The organism is Pseudomonas sp. P7758, assembly GCF_013386485.1.
Taxonomy (GTDB): Bacteria; Pseudomonadota; Gammaproteobacteria; order Pseudomonadales; family Pseudomonadaceae; genus Aquipseudomonas.
In genome coordinates this window covers 1-20,772 of the sequence record NZ_JACARS010000086.1, presented here as the reverse complement: position 1 = coordinate 20,772, position 20,772 = coordinate 1, and the positions used below count along the sequence as shown (strand labels likewise).

General features: G+C 60.2%; 19 protein-coding genes. 12 read left to right on the top strand and 7 right to left on the bottom strand.

The genetic code is table 11. The features are described 5' to 3' along the window. Nucleotides 1-2: 2 nt before the first annotated feature. From HX873_RS19260 to HX873_RS19230, 7 genes are all read left to right on the top strand, one after another. On the top strand, nucleotides 3-389 hold the full coding sequence (locus HX873_RS19260) for a phage holin family protein (protein WP_003209078.1): 387 nt from the start codon (nucleotides 3-5) through the stop codon (nucleotides 387-389). Next, nucleotides 386-727: a hypothetical protein gene (locus tag HX873_RS19255; RefSeq protein ID WP_008432159.1), complete on the top strand. Its 342-nt coding sequence runs from the start codon at nucleotides 386-388 to the stop codon at nucleotides 725-727. Before HX873_RS19260 ends, HX873_RS19255 begins: the two co-directional genes overlap by 4 nt. Before the next feature lie 92 nt (nucleotides 728-819). Then, nucleotides 820-1,983, top strand: coding sequence for an EAL domain-containing protein (locus tag HX873_RS19250; RefSeq protein WP_177123049.1), 1,164 nt, complete (start codon nucleotides 820-822; stop codon nucleotides 1,981-1,983). 72 nt (nucleotides 1,984-2,055) lie between these two features. Then, the gene (locus HX873_RS19245; RefSeq protein WP_003209075.1) at nucleotides 2,056-3,387 is read left to right on the top strand and encodes a deoxyguanosinetriphosphate triphosphohydrolase; all 1,332 of its coding nucleotides are present in this window, start codon (nucleotides 2,056-2,058) and stop codon (nucleotides 3,385-3,387) included. A gap of 225 nt (nucleotides 3,388-3,612) precedes the next feature. Further along, nucleotides 3,613-4,020, top strand: a complete 408-nt coding sequence (locus tag HX873_RS19240; RefSeq protein WP_003209073.1) for a response regulator — start codon at nucleotides 3,613-3,615, stop codon at nucleotides 4,018-4,020. Nucleotides 4,021-4,269: 249 nt separating this feature from the next. Further along, a complete protein-coding gene (locus HX873_RS19235; RefSeq protein WP_003209072.1) occupies nucleotides 4,270-4,896 on the top strand; it encodes a response regulator transcription factor in 627 nt (208 codons plus the stop codon). Nucleotides 4,897-4,904: 8 nt separating this feature from the next. Then, on the top strand, nucleotides 4,905-8,537 hold the full coding sequence (locus tag HX873_RS19230; RefSeq protein WP_177123048.1) for a transporter substrate-binding domain-containing protein: 3,633 nt from the start codon (nucleotides 4,905-4,907) through the stop codon (nucleotides 8,535-8,537). 44 nt (nucleotides 8,538-8,581) lie between these two features. Here the strand turns inward: HX873_RS19230 and HX873_RS19225 are convergent, their stop codons facing one another. Together HX873_RS19225 and HX873_RS19220 are read right to left on the bottom strand one after the other, a co-directional pair. Then, complete coding sequence (locus tag HX873_RS19225; protein ID WP_003209067.1) at nucleotides 8,582-9,064, bottom strand: GAF domain-containing protein; 483 nt, start codon at nucleotides 9,062-9,064, stop codon at nucleotides 8,582-8,584. Beyond that, on the bottom strand, nucleotides 9,061-9,951 hold the full coding sequence (locus tag HX873_RS19220; protein WP_003209065.1) for an ATP-binding protein: 891 nt from the start codon (nucleotides 9,949-9,951) through the stop codon (nucleotides 9,061-9,063). The genes HX873_RS19225 and HX873_RS19220 overlap by 4 nt, the downstream gene beginning before the upstream one ends. A 167-nt stretch (nucleotides 9,952-10,118) precedes the next feature. On the opposite strand from HX873_RS19220, the gene HX873_RS19215 reads away from it, so the two are divergent. Further along, entirely contained in the window at nucleotides 10,119-12,428 is a 2,310-nt protein-coding gene (locus tag HX873_RS19215) for a response regulator (RefSeq protein ID WP_177123047.1), read from the top strand. Here HX873_RS19215 and HX873_RS19210 read toward each other — a convergent pair. From HX873_RS19210 to msrB, 3 genes are all read right to left on the bottom strand, one after another. Continuing rightward, a complete protein-coding gene (locus HX873_RS19210; protein ID WP_087694772.1) occupies nucleotides 12,412-12,864 on the bottom strand; it encodes a MarR family winged helix-turn-helix transcriptional regulator in 453 nt (150 codons plus the stop codon). The two genes, HX873_RS19215 and HX873_RS19210, sit on opposite strands and share 17 nt — an antisense overlap. Further along, nucleotides 12,861-13,346 carry a glutathione peroxidase gene (locus tag HX873_RS19205; protein WP_003209061.1) on the bottom strand — a complete coding sequence of 162 codons (486 nt, stop codon included), beginning with the start codon at nucleotides 13,344-13,346 and terminating at the stop codon, nucleotides 12,861-12,863. Before HX873_RS19205 ends, HX873_RS19210 begins: the two co-directional genes overlap by 4 nt. A gap of 131 nt (nucleotides 13,347-13,477) precedes the next feature. Further along, nucleotides 13,478-13,870: a peptide-methionine (R)-S-oxide reductase MsrB gene (gene msrB / locus HX873_RS19200; protein WP_087694771.1), complete on the bottom strand. Its 393-nt coding sequence runs from the start codon at nucleotides 13,868-13,870 to the stop codon at nucleotides 13,478-13,480. Between the two features lie 202 nt (nucleotides 13,871-14,072). Here msrB and HX873_RS19195 point away from each other — a divergent pair, with 202 nt between their 5' ends. Beyond that, complete coding sequence (locus HX873_RS19195) at nucleotides 14,073-15,284, top strand: pyridoxal phosphate-dependent aminotransferase (RefSeq protein ID WP_003209058.1); 1,212 nt, start codon at nucleotides 14,073-14,075, stop codon at nucleotides 15,282-15,284. 314 nt (nucleotides 15,285-15,598) lie between these two features. Further along, entirely contained in the window at nucleotides 15,599-16,486 is an 888-nt protein-coding gene (gene htpX, locus HX873_RS19190) for a protease HtpX (protein WP_003209055.1), read from the top strand. Between the two features lie 51 nt (nucleotides 16,487-16,537). Here htpX and HX873_RS19185 read toward each other — a convergent pair whose 3' ends face one another. Then, nucleotides 16,538-17,194 carry a thiopurine S-methyltransferase gene (locus HX873_RS19185; protein ID WP_177069003.1) on the bottom strand — a complete coding sequence of 219 codons (657 nt, stop codon included), beginning with the start codon at nucleotides 17,192-17,194 and terminating at the stop codon, nucleotides 16,538-16,540. Between the two features lie 102 nt (nucleotides 17,195-17,296). Here HX873_RS19185 and HX873_RS19180 point away from each other — a divergent pair, with 102 nt between their 5' ends. Next, nucleotides 17,297-18,064, top strand: coding sequence for a class III extradiol ring-cleavage dioxygenase (locus HX873_RS19180; RefSeq protein WP_177022170.1), 768 nt, complete (start codon nucleotides 17,297-17,299; stop codon nucleotides 18,062-18,064). A gap of 69 nt (nucleotides 18,065-18,133) precedes the next feature. Here HX873_RS19180 and HX873_RS19175 read toward each other — a convergent pair whose 3' ends face one another. Beyond that, nucleotides 18,134-19,807, bottom strand: a complete 1,674-nt coding sequence (locus HX873_RS19175) for a DEAD/DEAH box helicase (protein ID WP_003209050.1) — start codon at nucleotides 19,805-19,807, stop codon at nucleotides 18,134-18,136. Nucleotides 19,808-20,230: 423 nt separating this feature from the next. Between HX873_RS19175 and HX873_RS19170 the strand changes: the two genes are divergently transcribed. Next, a partial coding sequence (locus HX873_RS19170) for a crotonase/enoyl-CoA hydratase family protein (RefSeq protein ID WP_177123046.1) occupies nucleotides 20,231-20,772 on the top strand: 542 nt, incomplete at its 3' end.

The following is a 20,772-nucleotide window of genomic DNA, read 5'->3' as shown; positions in this document are numbered from 1 at the left end:
TCATGTCTATCGGCGAATCCGGCTCGTCCACGGGCCCAAGTTCTACTTCACGGCGCCTGGGCGCGGCTGTTCTGGGTTTGCTGCACAGCCATGTCGAGCTGTTCGGCATCGAGTTGCAGGAGCAGAAAGCCCGCACCGTCAGCCTGTTGCTGTTCGCCGGCCTGGCGCTGGTGTTTGCCTTGCTGTTGCTGGTGGGTTTGTCGGCGCTGGTGATGATTCTGGTGTGGGATACCTACCGCCTGACCGGGATTATCAGCCTGTGTGTGTTCTACATACTGGCCGCAGCATTCTGCGGGTTGCGCCTGAAGGCGGCGGTGTTCGATGAGTCCACGCCGTTCCACGCCACCCTCGAAGAGCTGGCCAACGACCGGGAGCGCCTGCTGCCATGAGCATGACTGAATTGCCGCAAAACACTTCCCGGCGAGAAATGCGCAAGGCGTTGATCCGCCTGCGCATGGAAATGCACCGCCAGGAAATCCGTCACGAGTCCCAGCAACTGATGCTGCCGCTGCAAAAGGTTCGCAATATGGGCCAGAGCTGGCAGGACGGTTTTGGCATCAAGCACGCGCCGCTGTGGGGCGTGGGCGTGGTGACGCTGCTGGGGTTTCTCACCGGCAAAGGCGCCAAGGGCGGCGGAATCGGCACCATGACCCGCCTGGTGCGGCTGGGTGCCGGCCTGATCCCGCTGATCAAACTGGCCATGCAAGGTGCTTCGCGCAAAAGTTGAGCGTGCTGGCTGCATTCTTGCAAACAGATCAGGCCCGGCCCTCTCCATTGAGGGCCGGGCCTTTTTTATTTCCGGTCTTTTAAGGAGGCCCCGTGATCGACGGGCAACCGCTCGCCTGCTTCCAGCCATTCATCGACACCGCCACCGGCCGCATCGCCGGCGTAGAAGCCCTGGGCCGCCTACGCCAGGCGAATGGCCAACTGCGCTCGGTGGGTCCGCTGTTCGCCGACCCGCGCACGCCCTCGGTGGCCTTGCGCCGCCTGGACCGGCAGATCCGTGACAATGCCCTGAGCCGCCTGCATGAAGCCCCGCAGGAGTGGTTCCTCAGCCTGAATATCTCGCCACGCTGGATCACCCGCCTGCGCCCGGGCCAGGCGCTGCCGAGCCTGAAGCAATTGCAACTGCATAACGTCGACCCGAGCCGCATCGTGTTCGAGATCACTGAACTGGGCGGCGATATCCTGCGCCTGGCCGAAGTCGTCGAGCGCTACCGCGAGGCCGGCGCGCGGATTGCCATTGATGACTTCGGCGCCGGCTATTCGCAGCTGGACCGGGTGCTGGCCTTGCAGCCGGACATTCTCAAGCTGGACATGCGCCTGTTCCAGGCCGCGGCCCGCGGTGGCCCGAGCGGTGAGGTGGTACGGGCACTGGCGCAAATGGCGGAAAAAACCGGCTGCTGGATCATCGCCGAAGGGGTGGAAACCGAGGCCCAACTGAATTTCGCCCTGGAATGCGGTTCGCGTTATGTCCAGGGCTACCTGTTCGCCCAGGCCCAACTGGACTGGTTCGACACCGAAGCATTCGTGCCGCGCTTCGCCCAGTTGCGCACCGGCTATGTCCAACAGAAGCTCGCCGAACGTGGCCGGATCATGCAACTGCGCCAGCAACTGGCGGAGCTGATGCAGATCCTGCAAACCTGGGCCCACACCCGCGCACCGCTGAGCCACCTGCCGCAATTGCCGGCGTTTCCCTGGCTGCTGCGTTTTTACCAGTGCGACCGGCATGGCACGCAACTGACACCCAACTTCGAATGGCACCAGGGCGCCTGGCAAGCCGACAGCCGCTACCTGGGCCACAACTGGTCATGGCGTCCGTATTTTTATCATTTGCTGGCCGAAGGTTGGGAGGAGCGGCGGCTGACCCTGTCCTCAACCTATCGCGATGCCACGACCAACCAGTACTGCCTGACTGCCGGACAATTCTTTGATAACGGTCAGCGCTTGCTGTTAATCGATATCGACGCCGCCGGCCTGTAGTTTTTCGCTTGCGAAGGCCTGGCTGAACCGGGAAGCTGGGAGCCGTCATTCACCGCACGGAGAGTACCCGCCTTGGATTGGCCCACCCTGCTTACCCGCGAACGCCTTGGAAAACCCCTGCACAGCCCGGAAGAACTGGGGCGCAGTCCGTTTCACAAAGACCATGACCGCATCATCTTTTCCGGTGCGTTTCGCCGCCTGGGCCGCAAGACGCAAGTGCACCCGGTGACCAGCAACGATCACATCCACACCCGGCTGACCCACTCCCTGGAAGTCAGTTGCGTGGGACGATCCCTGGGCATGCGCGTGGGCGAGACCATCCGCAGTGCCCTGCCCGACTGGTGCGACCCGAGCGACCTGGGCATGGTGGTGCAGTCGGCCTGCCTGGCCCATGACATCGGCAACCCACCCTTCGGCCATTCCGGCGAGGACGCGATCCGGCACTGGTTCCAGCAAGCTTCAGGCCGTGGCTGGCTGGATGACATGAGCAGCGCCGAACGCAATGACTTCCTCAATTTCGAAGGCAATGCCCAGGGCTTCCGGGTACTCACGCAACTGGAATACCACCAGTTTGATGGTGGCACCCGCCTGACCTACGCCACCTTGGGCACCTACCTGAAATACCCCTGGACCGCCCGCCACGCCGACTCCCTGGGCTACAAGAAACACAAGTTCGGCTGCTACCAGAGCGAACTGCCGATCCTGGAGCAGATCGCCCAGAAGCTCGGCTTGCCGCAGTTGGAAGAACAACGCTGGGCCCGGCACCCGCTGGTGTACCTGATGGAGGCGGCCGACGATATCTGCTACGCGTTGATCGACCTCGAAGACGGCCTGGAAATGGAGCTGCTGGAATACGCCGAGGTCGAGTCACTGCTGCTGGACCTGGTGGGCGACGACTTGCCGCAAACCTATCGGCAACTCGGCCCGCTGGATTCCCGGCGACGCAAGCTGGCGATCCTGCGAGGCAAGGCCATCGAACACCTGACCAACGCCGCGGCCCGGGCGTTCGTCGAACAACAGGACGCGCTGCTGGCCGGCACCCTGCCGGGGGACCTGGTGGAACATATGCACGGCCCGGCCAAGCGCTGCGTGCTGGATGCCAAGGACATGGCCCGCAAGAAGATTTTCCAGGACAAGCGCAAGACCCTGCATGAGATCGGCGCCTACACCACCCTGGAAATCCTCTTGAATGCCTTCTGCGGCGCGGCCCTGGAACAACATGGCGGTCGCACCCCGTCGTTCAAGAACCGACGCATCCTCGACCTGTTGGGCAATAGCGCCCCGGATCCCTCCTGGTCATTGCACGCGTCCTTCCTGCGCATGATCGACTTTATCGCCGGCATGACTGACAGCTACGCCAGCGAGATGGCCCGCGAGATGACCGGCCGCTCCAGCCCGCAATAAATCGGAGCCCTGGCTGATGGCCAGGGCGACTTTTCAAAGAATCGCCCTACGCACGGAACAGAGCGGCCTGATCGAAGTTCTTCCCCGCCGCGATGAATAATCGCGCGCCCTGACCGCAGTCTTTCGACCTGCTCCTGCGCCCGATAGCTGGCGGGCCCATTAACTTCTTACTACACGCCCTGGTGGAGCGTCTTCAGGGCTCTTGTCCATTCCATGGAAAAAACCATGCTCGAACAACTTCGCATCCTGTTGGTGGAGGATCACCCCTTTCAATTGCTGGCCACCCAATGCCTGCTACGAAACTATGGCTACCACGACCTGGCACTGGCCGAGAATGCAGAACAGGCAATGCGGCTGATGACACAAACCGACGTGCCATTCGATATTCTGCTCTGTGATCAATGTTTGCCCGACTTGCCCGGGCTGGAGTTGATTGAAATTGCCAACCGCAGAGGCTTTATAAGGTCCGCAATATTGCTCAGCGGCCTGCCCGTCAATGAACTGGAACACCTGATGGCCCAGGCATCCCGACGCAACTTTCCATTACTTGGCTATTTGTCGAAGCCGTTAAGCCACCTTGAGCTGAATGAACTCATACGCCAATCACGCCTTACTCGTTCAACAGAAAAGTAGGAAGTTAAACACCCGGGCAATCCGAAAACGCCTCTTTATAACGCTGCGCCCTCACGACCAGTTACTTTTAAATTCCACCCACGCAAAACTCTTACACCCAAACAACAAACACCTCACAGAGCGTAATCCCTTGCTTTTTTTGATGTAGGATTATTCTTGTTTTACGTTTGTTCCACATCAAGTTCATCCTCCTTCATTGCCATGTGAGCTAATGTGCCGACTTTATTTGCGCCTGTATGGAATTTGATCATGAACTCAGTTTTTATTATTGACGACCACCCCGTCATCCGACTTGCCATTCGGATGTTGTTAGAACACGAAGGCTATAAAGTAGTGGGAGAAGCCGATAACGGTTGTGATGCGATACAAATGGTCAAGGAGTGTCAGCCTGACCTGATTATCCTTGATATCGGCATTCCGAAACTCGATGGCCTGGAAGTGCTGTGTCGGTTCAACGCAATGAGTACGCCGACCAAGACGTTGATACTCACTGCCCAGACCCCCAAGCTCTTTGCTACCCGGTGCATGCGCTCCGGCGCGGATGGCTATGTGTGCAAGGAAGGTGACTTGAGCGAACTGCTCAGTGCCATCAGGGCAGTCTTGTCAGGTTACAACTACTTCCCGAGCCAGGCCCTTAACGGCAGCACTAACGAAACGGATAACAATGAAGAGCTTGAACTGTTCAAAGTCGTCAACGATCGTGAACTCATGGTATTACAACTTTTTGCCCAAGGCCGGACAAACAAGGAAATCGCCAAGGGCATGTTTCTCAGCAACAAGACCGTCAGCACTTACAAAAAAAGGCTTATGCAAAAACTGAAAGCCAAATCCTTGGTAGAACTTATCGAGATGGCAAAACGTAACGCGCTAGTGTGAGAAATCGGATGCCCAGGCGATTAAAGGACTATCTAATCATATTGAGTATCGGGGTGTGCCTCAGCACTTCCGTGCCTGCCGAACAAACTGTTCCCGAGCAATATGCCCTGCTGGGGCGTGCCGGTGCCGTTCAACTGGACACCCCCCTGAACAAGACACAGCGCCAGTGGCTGCAGAACAAACGGGAACTGATACTGGGCACCTCTGCACCCGACTATCCGCCCTTCGACATCACCTCCAGCGGGCGTGATTATGAAGGGCTGACTGCCGATTACGCCGGGCTGCTGGCCAGGACACTGGCGATACCGCTCACCGTGTTGCGCTACTCCTCCCGTGAAGCCGCGATCCAGGCGCTGGCAAACGGCGAAATCGATTTTCTGGGGTCTGCCAACGGTTTTGAAGCGGCGAATCCCGACATCGTCCTGTCACTGCCCTACGCAGTGGATCAGCCGGTACTGGTGACCCGTGAAGGTGAGAACCGCGACCTTGGCGACGGCCTGGCCGGCCTACGCCTGAGTCTTGTCTACCATTACCTGCCCATGGACGAAGTGCAGGCGCTGTACCCCAAGGCGACCATCCACGCCTACCCGTCCTATCAAAATGCCTTGAATGCCGTGGCATTCGACCAGGCTGACGTATTCCTGGGCGACACCATTTCCACTCACTACATGATCAACAAGGGCTACCTGAAAAATATCCGCATGGCCAACTTCGGCAAGCACGAGGCCCACGGGTTCAGCTTCGCCTTGCGCAAGGATCAACCCATTCTCCTGAGTATCATCGACTCAGTGCTCGATGGCGTATCAACCTATGAGCGTGACAGCATCGCCAAGCGCTGGAGTGCGGGCAGCGACATTCTGCTGACCGACCGCAAGCTGCAACTGAGCCTGCGCGAAGAGCGCTGGCTCAAGGACAACCCCGTGGTGAAGGTGGTGGTCAATGAAACCCTCGCCCCCCTGACGTTCTTTGATACCGACGGCAACTTCCGAGGCATCACCGCCGACCTGCTGGAGCTGATCCGCCTGCGAACCGGCCTGCGCTTCGAGATTCAACACGTGCGTGACGTCGCCAACATGATGCAACTGGTGCAGACCGGCGCAGCCGACATCATCGGCGCAATTACCCCCAGTACCGGGCGCGAGTCCCAGTTGAACTTCAGCCGCCCCTACCTGGAAAACTCCTACGTATTACTGACCCGTAAAGAGCCGGGCGCGCCCACAAGCCTTCAAGAACTGGCCGGCAAGCGCCTGGCGATTACCCAGGGCAATCAGCTGGAAAAATTCCTGCAGCAGGCATTTGCCCAGATAAACCTGGTGGAAACCGGGGATACCTTCAAGGCATCGGAATTGCTGGCACAGGGGCAAGTCGACGGCGCAGTGAACCCTTTGGTGATCGCCAACTACCTGCTTTCTTCTCCGGCATTCCAGGACAAACTGCAGATCAGTTCCAGCATCGGCACGTTGCCTGCGACGTTTGCCCTGGCGACGTCCCGACACGCCACGGAGCTGAGTTCGATCCTGGACAAGGCACTGCTGAGTATCGCCCCGGATGAGATGGCGGCGATCAACAGCCGCTGGCGCGGCTACAACGCAGCGTCCGATGGCTACTGGCGCAATTACCATCGCCTAATTGCCCAGATCATCATCGGCACCGGGCTGCTGCTGTTGATTTCCCTGGCCTGGAACGGCTACCTGCAGCGCCAGATCAAGCACCGAAAACTGGCCGAGCGCGCCCTTAACGACCAGTTCGAGTTCATGCGGGCGCTGGTCAATGAAACGCCCCATCCTATCTACGTACGCGACCACAACGGCTATCTGCAGACCTGCAACGACAGCTACCTGCAGACGTTCGACATCAAGCGTGAAGACGTCATCGGCAAAAGCATCACGCAGATGAGCATGGCCCTTGAGACGGAGGCGGCGCAGTACCATGCCGACTACCAGCGGGTAGTGGCCGAGGGTAAACCGTTGATCCTTGATCGCACCCTGCACGTGCACGGGAAAAAACTCACGATCTACCACTGGATCCTCCCCTACCGCGACTCCGTGGGCGAGGTCCAGGGCATCATTGGCGGCTGGATCGATATCAGCGAACGGCGCCAGTTGTTCGACGAACTGCGCGCCGCCAAGGAACGCGCCGACGAGGCCAATCGCGCGAAAAGCACGTTCCTGGCCACCATGAGCCACGAAATCCGCACGCCGATGAACGCCGTCATTGGCATGCTGGAATTGACACTCAAGCGCGCCGATCAGGGTCATCTTGATCGCCCTGCGATCGAGGTCGCCTACAACTCGGCCAAGGACCTGCTGGAGTTGATCGGCGACATTCTGGACATTGCACGTATCGAGTCCGGTCGATTGAGCCTGGCCCCGGAGCGGGTCAACCTGCGCGAAATCATCGAGTCGGTGGTCCGCGTGTTCGATGGCCTGGCGCGCCAGAAAACCCTGAGCCTGGTGCTGGAGTTCACCCCCGATGTCGAGGATACCGACGTACTGATCGACCCTCTGCGGTTCAAGCAGGTGCTCTCGAACCTGGTGAGCAATGCGATCAAGTTCACTGAACGCGGGCAGGTGAAGATCAAGGTGCAGCTGAAGGCGACCGGGCAACCTCAACAGATCGAGATGAAACTGGTAGTGGAGGACACCGGCATCGGGATCAATCGCGAAGACCAGCTACGCCTGTTCGAGCCGTTCGCCCAGGCCGACAACTCCGGGCACCTGGCCAGGAGCGGCGCCGGCCTGGGCCTGGTGATCTGTCGCAGCCTGTGCGCCATGATGGGCGGGCAATTGAGCCTGAGCAGCGTGCCCATGGTAGGCACCCAGGTCCACGTCAGCCTGAAGATGACCAGCCTACCGCCGGTCAAGGCCGTAGACAAGCTCGAACCGGCCGCGGCCACGCCGGCGCCAGTGCTCAACGTGCTGGTGGTGGATGACCATCCGGCCAACCGCTTGCTGATGTGCCAGCAACTGGGTTTCCTGGGGCATCAGTTCACCGCGGCCCATCATGGTGCTGCGGGGTTCCAGGCCTGGCGCCAGGAACACTTCGACCTGGTCATTGCCGACTGCAATATGCCGATCATGAACGGCTACGAATTGAGTCACTCCATTCGCGAGTATGAGGAGCGCGAACAGAAAACCCCGTGCGTGATACTCGGCTTCACCGCCAACGCGCAGCCCGAGGAGAAACAACGCTGCTTTGACGCCGGCATGAATGACTGCCTGTTCAAACCCATCAGTCTTACTGCGCTGGAACAGCACCTGGCGCAGGTCGATCCGCTGCCCACCCGCAACGTGTTTACCCTGCAAAGCCTGGACGCGATGACGGGCGGTGACCCACAGTTGAGCCGGCGTTTGCTCGAGGAGTTGCTCAGCAGCAGCCGGAATGATCGGGTCGAGCTGATGGCCATGCTGGCACGGCAAGCCGCGCCCGGCGACCTGATCGACCAGGCCCACAAGATCAAGGGCGCCGCCCGGATCATCCAGGCCGATACCTTGTCCGGACAATGCGAAGCGTTGGAGCAGGCGTGTGGCGAACGCGAGACACCACACGTTATCGAGGCGGGCATCAAGGCAATAGAGAAATCCATGCTTGAGCTGGAGAGGATACTGCAGATGCAACTGGACGTGCTGGACTGTCGATAGCCTGCAGGAGCGAACTTGCTCGCTCCTGCAGGAGACTCACCCCATCAACAATCGGTCAACCGCAGGAAAATCGCCGCCAACTGCTCGATGCCGGCCTGATCCTGCGGGGTAAACCGCGACAGCGATGGGCTGTCCAGGTCGAGCACACCAATCAAGCGCCCGTCCTTGACCAACGGGACGACCAACTCGCTGTTGGACGCACTGTCACAGGCGATATGCCCCGGGAACGCGTGCACGTCTTCCACCCGCTGGGTTTGCCGCGAGGCCGCTGCCGCGCCGCACACACCGCGACCGAACGGAATGCGCACACAGGCGATCTGCCCCTGGAACGGCCCGAGCACCAGCTCTTCATTGCGGTTGAGGTAGAAGCCTGCCCAGTTCAAATCATCCAGCTGGTTGAACAGGAACGCAGAAAACTGCGCGGCATTGGCAATAAAATCCCGCTCATCCGCCAACAGCGATTCCAGCTGCGCATGCAGCATGGCGTAGCCATCGAGGCCGGTTCCAGCCTGTTGCAAATCAATCATGGTTGACGCTCCAACAACTTGAGGCCCACCCAGTAGCGGGCGAACTGATAGGCACAACGGCCGTTGCGATTACCGCGCCCGGTGGCCCAGCGCACGGCGAGGATGTCCAACTCTTCATCGCGTTGCCACTGCAGACCGGCCTTGCTCGCCAACTCGCCGATCCAGTGCTCGACCACATCCAGGAAGTGCTCCTGATTGAACGGGTAAAACGACAGCCACAAACCGAAACGGTCAGACAGGGCAATCTTGTCCTCCACCGCTTCGTTGGGATGCAACTCGCCGTCTATGGTCTTCCAGTTCTCGTTATCGCTCTGGTTCTCGGGCACCAGGTGACGACGGTTGGAGGTGGCATACAACAGGACGTTTTCCGGCGCCTGCTCCAGGGAGCCGTCGAGTACGCTCTTGAGTACACGATAATCGCTCTCGCCGGCTTCGAAAGACAGGTCATCGCAGAACAACACAAAGCGTTGTGGCAATTTGATCAGTTGCTCGACCACCCGCGGCAAGTCCGCCAGGTGATCGCGCTCGATTTCGATCAGGCGCAGCCCGGCCTTGGCGTGCTGGGCCAGCAAGGCGCGCACCATGGACGATTTACCGGTGCCGCGCGAGCCCCAGAGCAGCGCATGGTTGGCCGGCAGGCCGTCGAGAAACTGTTGGGTGTTACGGGCCAATTGTTCGCGCTGTTTATCCACGCCGATCAGGTCGGACAGGCGCATATCCAGGCTGACTTCCAGTGGCAATAAAAAGCCGCTGCGACCTTCGCGCTGCCAACGGGCAGCCAGGCAATGGTTCCAGTCAACGGCTTCGCGCGGGGCAGGCAACAAGGGCTCCAGGCGAGCCAGTACCGCGTCGGCACGCTCAAGAAAGGCATTCAATCGAGAATCCACGACTATTCCTCTGGCAAGTTCTTGTAAAAGATGGCGTATTGGCAACCCTGAGGCAGACCGTGCAGGGCTGCACCGAATAAAATCGATTCATGCCGGGCAAGTTTGAGCCTGTGGATGTTCAGCTATGCTTGCCGGGCGAAAGGAAACGTAAAGTGGTACAGCACCCGATGGATATCAAGTTCGCCCACCGCTTGTCTTATAAACAAGCCAGACTGACAGTGCTGGTCGGATTCGTCTTGGGAACCTTGCTCAGCCTGATACAGATTGGGATTGATTATGCCAGCGAAGACGCTTCCATCAACCGGGAAATACATGCGCTGATTGAAATCAGCCATAACCCGGCTTCGCGCATCGCCTACAACATCGACGCCGAGCTGGCCCAGGAACTGACGCTGGGCCTGCTGCACTCCCCCGCCATCACCCATGCACAACTGATCGACAACAACGGTTTGGTGCTGGCCGATGTCCATCGCCCGCGCAAGGAAAGCACCTACCGGCCCATCAGCGACTTCCTGTTTGGCGCCAACCGCCAATTCGAAGATCGGCTCTACCTCGCCCACATGCCCAACGATTCCCTCGGTGTACTGCGTCTTGACGTAGACACCTACGCGTTCGGCAGCCGCTTCCTGCACCGCGCCGAGATCACCCTGCTCAACGGCTTCGCCCGCAGCCTGATCCTCACCGGCATTCTGTTGGCGCTTTTCTACGTGATGCTGACCAAGCCGCTGGTGCGCATTATCCGCGAGCTGAGCTCACGCAAGCACGAGCGCCTGGACTGCCCGCCGGGGCACGAGCACGACGAGATCGGCGTACTGGTCAACGTCGCCAACCAACAGTTTGAAAACATGGAGACTGAAATCCAGCAACGCCGGCATGCTGAAAATCGCCTGACCGAATACCTCGGCCAACTGGAAGACATCGTCTCCGCACGCACCACCGAGCTCAAGGCGATCAATCATCGGCTGACGCTCTCGAACGACGAGCTGGAAGCGGCGAAGATGACGGCCCTGGGCATGGCCCAGGCACGGGCGGCGTTCCTGGCCAACATGAGCCATGAAATCCGTACACCGCTGAACGGCCTGCTGGGGATGATCGCCCTCTCCCTCGACAGCCCGCTGAACGCCGAGCAACGCCAGCAACTGTCGATCGCCCATGACTCCGGCAAAGTACTGGTGGAGCTACTCAACGATATCCTCGACCTGTCGAAGTTCGACGCCGGCCAACTGGAACTGGAAAGCATCCCGTTCGACCTCGGTTCACTGGTGGAAGACACCGCCAACCTGCTCTCGCAAAACGCCGCGCCCAGCGTGGAGCTGACGTGCCTGATCGACCCGCAGTTTCCCGCCCAGGTGCTGGGCGACCCGACGCGGGTACGGCAGATTGTCAGCAATTTGCTGTCCAACGCCCTGAAGTTCACGCGTTTCGGCCGGGTGGATGTACGCCTCAGTGCCCAGGCCGGCCGGGTCAGGATCGAGGTGTGCGACACCGGTATCGGGATCGCCCAGGATGCCCAGGTCAAGATTTTCCAGCCGTTCACCCAAGCCGGTGCGGGCATCACCCGCCAGTTCGGCGGGACAGGCCTGGGCCTGGCGCTGACCCACAACCTGTGCGAAGCCATGAAGGGCCGCCTGAGCATCAGCTCGGAAGCTGGCTTTGGCAGCCAGTTCTGTGCCGACCTGCCCTTGCCGACCCACTTGCCGGCGGTGCGCCTGGCGCCTTTGGCTGGAGATGTAATCGCCATCACCAGCACCAGCAGCGGGCTGGCAGAACTCCTCACCAGCCTGCTGCCGAGTTGGGGCCTGGCTCCGCACTGTTATTCCATCGACGATGACTTGAGCGGGCAGAATCCCGACCTGCTGATCACCGACTGCCCCGAATGCCTGTTCCGCCTGCGCCCGATGATCACCGCCCCGATCCTGGTGGTAACCGCCTACGGCAACTTCATGCCCAGCGAAGAAGTCGCGGCCCTGGCCCCCTTGCAGCAACAGGCCCGCCCCCTGAGCCGCACCGCGCTGTACCAGGTCCTGCAACGCAACTTGCGCACCGATCCGGACCTGGTCCTGGACCTGATCCAGCTGGAAACCGGCCCCCTCGCCCACCGGGCGCGCATCCTGCTGGTGGAGGACAACCCGGTCAATCAACTGGTGGCCAAGGGCATGCTCGGCAAGCTCGGGTGCGAGGTAATCGTCGCCGCCCACGGTGGTGAAGCCCTCAAGCTGCTGGAAGAGCAAGGCTTCGACATGGTGTTGATGGACTGCAATATGCCGGTGATGGATGGCTATGAGGCCAGTCGGCAGATCCGCCGCAGCGGGCGCTGGCCGGACTTGCCGATCGTCGCCTTGACGGCCAACGCCATGTCCGAGGAACGCGAGCGCTGCCGGGCTGCGGGCATGAACGATTACCTGGCCAAGCCGTTTCGCCGGGAAGAACTCAAGGCCTTGCTCGATCTGTGGGTGCCGACTACGACAAGTCTTTGATCTGGCGCAACAGCTGATCCAGACCGTCACGCAAGGCATCGGCCTGGTTCAGATCAACGCCGCTGTCACACAACAGGCGGGCCTTCAGCGGCTGCACCCGGTCGCGCAGGTGCCGGCCTTCATCGGTCAGGCTCAGGTGCACTTCACGCTCATCCAGCGCACTGCGCTGACGCCGCACTAGGGTAAGCTGCTCCAGGCGCTTGAGCAGTGGCGTCAGCGTGCCGGAATCCAGCAGCAGGCGCTCGCCCAGGGCCTTGACCGTAGGCTGCGACACCGCTGCAGCCTGCCATTCCCACAGCACCAGCATCACCAGGTATTGCGGATAGGTCAGGCCCAACTGATCGAGCATCGGCTTGTAGGCCCGGGTGACTGCGCGGGAGGCGGCGTAGAGCTTGAAGCACAGTTGGTCGTCGAGGGCCAGGGACAGGTCGGTCATTTGAGCAGGGCTTCGATCTCTTGGGTCAGGTCCTGGGGCTTGGTGGTCGGGGCGAAGCGCTTGACCACCTGGCCGTCGCGACCGATCAGGAACTTGGTGAAGTTCCACTTGATGCCCTTGGAGCCCAGCAATCCCGGGGCCTGCTTTTTGAGCTGTACGAACAATGGGTGGGCATCGCTGCCGTTGACGTCAATCTTCTTGAACAGCGGGAAACTGACACCAAAGTTCAGCTCGCAAAACTCCGAAATGGCGCCTTCGTTGCCCGGCTCCTGCTTGCCGAACTGGTTGCAGGGAAAGCCCAATACCACCAGGCCCTGGTCCTTGTAATGCTGCCAGAGCTCCTCAAGCCCCTTGTATTGCGGGGTGAAGCCGCACTTGCTGGCAGTGTTGACCACCAGAATCGCCTTGCCGGCGAAATCGGCCAAGGTCTTTTGCTCACCCTTGATGGTGGTGCAAGGGATGCTCAGCAGGTTGTCGCTCATGGCAGTGCCTCTACAGAGATAAGAAGGACTGAACGATAGTAGGCAATTCAATTGTGTGCAATTTAATTGGCGGGACTTATGCCTTGATATAACGGCCCCTGCGGGCACGAAGCCCGCAGGAGCTTGACGGCTCAGCGCGGTACCAGGTCCAGGCACACCGAGTTGATGCAGTAACGCAAACCGGTCGGCGGCGGTCCGTCCGGGAACACGTGGCCCAGGTGCGCATCGCATTTGGCGCAGGTGACTTCGGTACGGATCATGCCGTGGCTGATATCCCGAATCTCGACCATGGCCTGCTCGGCGATCGGCTCGTAGAAGCTGGGCCAGCCGCAGCCGGAGTCAAACTTGGCCCTGGAATCGAACAGCGGCTCATTGCAGCAGATGCAGTGGTAGACGCCGTCGGTCTTGGTGCCGTTGTACTTGCCGCTGAACGGTCGCTCGGTGCCTTTGAGGCGGCACACGTTGTACTGCTCCGGGTCGAGCATGGCTTTCCATTCTTCAACGGTTTTCTGCAACTTTTCCATCGGTACACCTCGGCAACTGAAAAAGCCTGATCTGTGTCTTTTCCATGGATCAGGCGGCACGTATGATTGCGCCTCTTCAAAGCGCCAGTCTGGCACCCGCGTTACCGGCATTCAAACGTATTTATGGGTCAGGCCAACGCAGGATTCTCAGCACGGTAGTCTTCACACCGTCTGGATCGTTCATTTTCAGGATCACATCGCCATGCAGGTCAGCAAATCGAACAAGCTCGCCAACGTCTGCTACGACATTCGCGGCCCGGTGCTCAAGCACGCCAAACGCCTGGAAGAGGAAGGCCATCGCATCCTCAAGCTGAACATTGGCAACCCGGCACCCTTTGGTTTCGAAGCGCCGGACGAAATCCTCCAGGACGTGATCCGCAACCTGCCTACCGCACAAGGCTACAGCGACTCCAAAGGCCTGTTCAGCGCGCGCAAGGCCGTCATGCAGTACTACCAGCAGAAGCAGGTTGAAGGTGTCGGCATCGAAGACATCTACCTGGGCAACGGCGTGTCCGAGCTGATCGTCATGTCCATGCAGGCCCTGCTCAACAACGGCGACGAAGTGCTGGTTCCGGCTCCCGACTACCCGCTGTGGACCGCCGCCGTAACCCTGGCCGGTGGCCATCCGGTGCATTACCTGTGTGACGAAGGTGCCGACTGGTTCCCGGACCTGGCCGACATCAAGGCCAAGATCACCCCGAACACCAAGGCCCTGGTGATCATCAACCCGAACAACCCCACCGGCGCCGTCTACTCCAGGGAAGTGTTGCTGGGCATGCTCGAACTCGCGCGCCAGCACAACCTGGTGGTGTTTTCCGATGAGATCTACGACAAGATCCTCTACGACGACGCCGTGCACATCTGCACCGCCTCCCTGGCGCCGGACCTGTTGTGTCTGACCTTCAACGGGCTGTCTAAATCCTACCGGGTGGCGGGCTTCCGTTCCGGCTGGATCGCCATTTCCGGCCCCAAGCACAATGCCCAGAGCTACATCGAGGGCATCGACATGCTGGCCAACATGCGCCTGTGTGCCAACGTGCCGAGCCAGCACGCCATCCAGACCGCACTGGGCGGCTACCAGAGCATCAACGACCTGGTGCTGCCACAAGGCCGCCTGCTGGAGCAGCGCAACCGCACCTGGGAACTGCTGAACGCGATTCCCGGCGTCAGTTGCGTCAAGCCGATGGGGGCGCTGTATGCGTTCCCGCGGATCGACCCGAAAGTGTGCCCGATCCTCAACGACGAGAAGTTCGTGCTCGACCTGCTGCTGTCGGAAAAGCTGCTGGTGGTCCAGGGTACGGCGTTCAACTGGCCGTGGCCGGATCACTTCCGGGTGGTCACCCTGCCGCGGGTGGATGACCTGGAGATGGCCATTGGTCGCATCGGCAACTTCCTGAAGTCCTATCGCCAGTAATGGGCATTGCGCTGTACGGCCCCCCCGTGGTCGTACAGCGATTATCTGGCAACACTTCTCTGCCCTGCGTGGGCGGTATCGCCTTTTACACCTGCCGGCTCCACCCTTGCTCGGGCATCACCCTATAATTACAGGGCTGCAAGGCAATGGGGCGAGGCTGCCGAGCCACACCAGGCCTCGGAAATTCCCTTCAAGGCTCTACATTCAGGCTGTAGGACACAGTTTGAAATAGTCCCCCGGTTGAATAGCCCCATGCCGCACCTTATATACCCCGCAGTACGCGACATATTAAGCATGAGGAGAATTCTACAACCATGATGCGCATTCTGCTGTTCTTGGCCACTAACCTGGCGGTCGTGCTGATTGCCAGCATCACGCTGAGCCTTTTCGGCTTCAATGGGATCATGGCGGCCAACGGGGTTGATCTGAACCTCAATCAGCTGCTGATCTTCTGTGCGGTCTTTGGTTTTGCCGGGTCGATTTTCTCGCTGTTCATCTCCAAGTGGATGGCGAAGATGAGCACCAGCACCCAGATCATTACCCAGCCACGCACCCGTCATGAGCAATGGCTGCTGCAGACCGTCGAGCAACTGTCCCGCGAAGCCGGGATCAAGATGCCTGAAGTCGGGATCTTCCCGGCCTATGAAGCAAACGCCTTTGCTACCGGCTGGAACAAGAACGACGCCCTTGTGGCCGTCAGCCAGGGCTTGCTGGAGCGGTTCTCGCCCGACGAAATCAAGGCGGTGCTGGCCCACGAGATCGGCCACGTGGCCAACGGTGACATGGTCACCCTGGCGCTGGTCCAGGGCGTGGTGAACACCTTCGTGATGTTCTTCGCGCGGATCATCGGCAACTTCGTCGACAAGGTGATCTTCAAGAACGAACAGGGCCAGGGCATGGCCTACTACGTGGCGACCATCTTCGCCGAACTGGTACTGGGCTTCCTCGCCAGCTCGATCGTGATGTGGTTCTCGCGCAAACGGGAATTCCGCGCAGACGAAGCCGGCGCACGCCTGGCCGGTACCGGCGCGATGATCAGCGCCCTGCAGCACCTGCGCTCCGAACAGGGCTTGCCGGTGCACATGCCGAACACCCTGACGGCCTTTGGCATCAACGGTGGCATCAAGCAGGGCATGGCTCGCCTGTTCATGAGTCACCCGCCACTGGAAGAGCGAATTGACGCACTGCGTCGTCGCGGCTGATAGCGACAAGAAGAAGGGGCGATTCAATCGCCCCTTTTTTGTGGGCGCTCTTCAGCGCCTGGCCAACCGGTACACCCGCTCGTCCAGGCGCGTGACGCCGTCCTGAACAAACTTCCAGCTGTCCCCCAGGATGTCCTGCTCCTGCAGCACATCCAGGCTCCACCGGCCGCCCAGGAGCAATTGCACTTCCTCATCGCTCACCGCGAACGGCGGGCCGGCCTTCTGCGATTGTTCATAGTCGAGGGTGATCAACAGGCCACGACTGCCTCCCGCCAGAATCCCATTCAAGTGCGCCGCATACTGCTCGCGCATCAACGGTGGCAGGGCAATCAGCGCCGCCCGGTCGTAAAGCGCTGTGCAACCAACCACGGCCCCGGCATCCAGGGCGAAGAAATCCCCGCACCACAGCTCGATGGAACCCGCCTGGAAAACTTTGAAAGCGCCGCGCTGGCTGACCTGCGGCATCAGCTCCTGCTCGCTGAAAAACTCTTCAACGGCCTTTTCCGACAACTCGACCCCGATCACCCGATGCCCGATGCTCGCCAGCCACACCAGGTCCAGGCTCTTGCCGCACAACGGCACCAGCACCTGCGCCCCGTTCGCCACGCCCAGGCCGGGCCAGTGACGCAGCAGGTAAGGATTCACTTCGGGCAAGTGGAAACCCGTCTGATTGCGCGCCCAACGCTCATGCCAAAATCCAGGTTCCATGATTCACCCTAAAACTTGATCAAATAGCGCTAAAACTTATATTAGATTTAGATCAATGATCTGATTGAAGATGGTCCCATCTTAACCCTCAGGACCCTACTCATGCTGCCCAGCCTGTTTATCTCCCACGGTTCGCCCATGCTTGCCCTGCAACCCGGTGCCAGTGGCCCGGCACTCAAGCGCCTGGCAGCCGAGCTGCCACGCCCCAAGGCCATTGTGGTGGTCTCGGCGCACTGGGAAAGCCAGGGGCTGCTCGTGACTGGCAGCGCCGCACCAGAGACCTGGCACGACTTTGGCGGCTTCCCACGGGAACTGTTCGCGGTGCAGTACCCGGCACCCGGTGACCCGCAGTTGGCCGCCCATATCGTGCAGTTGCTCAAGGCTGACGGCCTGGAAGCGCGCATTGATGATCAGCGCCCCTTCGACCACGGCACTTGGGTGCCCCTGTCGCTGATGTACCCGGCGGCCGATATCCCGGTGGTGCAGGTATCGCTGCCAAGCCGCATGGGCCCTGCCCTGCAAACCCGTGTCGGCCACGCACTGGCGAGCCTGCGGGAACAGGGCGTGCTGCTGATCGGCTCCGGCAGCATTACCCACAACCTCGGCGAACTGGACTGGCATGCCGGGCCGGAGAGCATCGAGCCTTGGGCGCGGGATTTTCGTGATTGGATGGTCAGCAAACTGGCAGCCAACGATGAAGCCGCGCTGCACGACTATCGTCGCCAGGCACCTCATGCCGTGCGCAGCCACCCCAGCGACGAGCATTTGCTGCCGCTGTATTTCGCCCGGGGCGCCGGCGGTGAATTCAGCGCAGCCCACCAAGGCTTCACCATGGGCGCGCTGGGCATGGACATCTACCGTTTCGCCTGATTGCAGGCAAAAAAAATCCCCGAACCAGTCGGGGATTTTTTATGTTCGATCAATCAGCCCGGGGGCGGATCAATCTTCGCGGTAGCGACGCAGCTTCAACTGCTTACCGGCAACGCGGGTGTCCTTCAGCTTGGTCAGGAGTTTCTCCAGACCATCTTCCGGCAGCTCCACCAGGGAGAAGCTGTCACGCACCTGGATGCGACCGATCGCTTCACGTGCCAGGCCACCCTCGTTGAGGATAGCGCCCAGCAGGTTCTTGGCAGCGATGCCATCACGCGCGCCCAGCGCAGTACGGCAGCGAGCACGGCCTTCAGCCAATGGAACCGGAGCACGACGCTCACGATCACCACGGTCCGGACGGTCGCCAGTACGCTCTGGACGATCACCGCGCGGAGCGTTGTTCGGCACCAGTGGACGTTCTTTCTCGATGGCAGCCAGGGTCAGGGCCTGACCGTTGGTCGCCTTGCGCAGCAGGGCTGCAGCCAGGGCACGCGGGGTGCAACCGATATCGGCAGTCAGGCGGTCCAGCAGATCGCCGTGGGTCGATTCAGCATCAGCCACCAGTGGCGACAGGCTGTTGGTCAGTTTCTTGATGCGCGCATCGAGAACGGCCTGGGCATCCGGCAGGCGGACTTCGGCAACTTTCTGACCGGTTACACGCTCGATCACTTGCAGCATGCGGCGCTCACGTGGAGTCACCAGCAGCAATGCACGACCTTCGCGACCAGCACGGCCGGTACGGCCGATACGGTGAACGTAGGACTCTGGATCGTAAGGCATATCAACGTTGAACACGTGGGTGATACGTGGAACGTCGAGGCCACGGGCAGCAACGTCGGTCGCCACAACGATGTCCAGACGGCCATCCTTGAGGGAGTCGATCACGCGCTCACGCTGGTTCTGAGCAATGTCACCGTTCAGCGCAGCGGCTTTGTAGCCTTTGGCTTCCAGGGCGCTGGCCAGGTCCAGGGTCGCTTGCTTGGTGCGCACGAACATGATCAGGGCGTCGAAGTCTTCGACTTCCAGCAGGCTCAATACAGCCGAGGTCTTCTGGTCAGCGTGAACCAACAGGTGAGCCTGTTCGATCGCGGTAACGGTCTGAGTCTTGGTCTGGATCTTCACGTGTTGCGGATCGCGCAGATGGCGTTCGGCAATGGCACGGATCGACTGTGGCAGGGTAGCCGAGAACAGTACGGTCTGACGGGTTGCTGGCAGTGCCTTGAAGATGACTTCCAGGTCGTCCATGAAGCCCAGCTTGAGCATTTCGTCAGCTTCGTCCAGAACCAGGTGGTTCACGGTCGACAGCACTTTTTCGTCGCGACGCAGGTGGTCGCACAGACGGCCCGGAGTGGCGACAACGATCTGTGCGCCGTTACGGATTGCTTTCAGTTGTGGGCCCATAGGCGCGCCGCCGTAAACGGCCACAACGGTAACGCCCGGCATTTGCTTGGCGTAGGTTTCGAAAGCGGTTGCTACTTGCAGCGCCAACTCACGGGTTGGCGCCAGGATCAGGGCTTGCGGCTCGCGCTTGGCAGGATCGATGCAGTGCAGGATTGGCAGGGCGAACGCGGCGGTTTTACCGGTACCGGTTTGCGCTTGGCCAATCATGTCTTGGCCGGCCATGATGATCGGGATCGATTGCTGCTGAATAGCCGAAGGTTCTTCGTAGCCAGTCGCGATGACGGCAGCAAGAATGTTCGGGTTAAGATTAAAAGCGGCGAAGCCGCCGGTTTCCTGGGTCATGGGTCTGCCTCTAAGTGCATCCGCAAAGACCCATGCTCCAAAGCTGCGCATGCCGTGTTGAGACTCAAGAGTCGCCCTGGCTGCTTTGTCGGCGGGGATTTGCGAAAACGAATGAATGAAAAAGATTCGTCAAGGAAGAGTCCGCTGTGCGGACGTGCAGCCGAAGCTGACTTCGGGGAATTGCGCTACCTAAACGCGGCCCGGTTAAAGGCCGGCGCGCACTATACCGGAAATCGCTGAAAAAGGGAGCTTTTTTTATCGCAAACCGCAGGTAAACGCCTCTGCATCAAAGGCTTTGCGCATCCAGGCAGCAGGGTCTATTTTTCAAAGGCCCGGCCCTGTTGGTCATGACGCTTAAACGGTTCACCCTTAACAGCGGGCCCTTCGGTCCGAAACCTCCCTTTGCGCCCGAGGGCACACCCCATGAACCAAGCCACCAACAGCCGCGTCAGCCGTGAACAGCAGGGTCATATCCTGTTGCTGGGGCTGGATCGCGTGGCCAAGCGCAATGCGTTCGACCTGGAATTGCTCAATGATTTGAGCCTGGCGTATGGCGAATTTGATCGCAATGAGCAAGCGCGGGTGGCCATTGTCTTCGGGCATGGCGATCACTTTACCGCCGGATTGGACCTGGCCAATGTGGGGCCCACGATGGCACAAGGCTGGCAACCGCCGTTGGGTGGTTGTGATCCGTGGGGCGTTTTCGCGGGGCCCCGGGTCAGTAAGCCGGTGATTGTTGCGGCTCAGGGGTACTGCCTGACCATTGGTATCGAGTTGATGTTGGCGGCGGATATCAATCTGTGTGCCAGCAATACCCGGTTTGCGCAGATGGAAGTGCAGCGCGGGATTTTTCCTTTTGGGGGCGCGACGTTGCGCTTTCATCAGATCGCGGGGTGGGGGAATGCCATGCGCTGGTTGCTCACGGGGGATGAGTTTGATGCCCATGAAGCGCTGCGGTTGGGGTT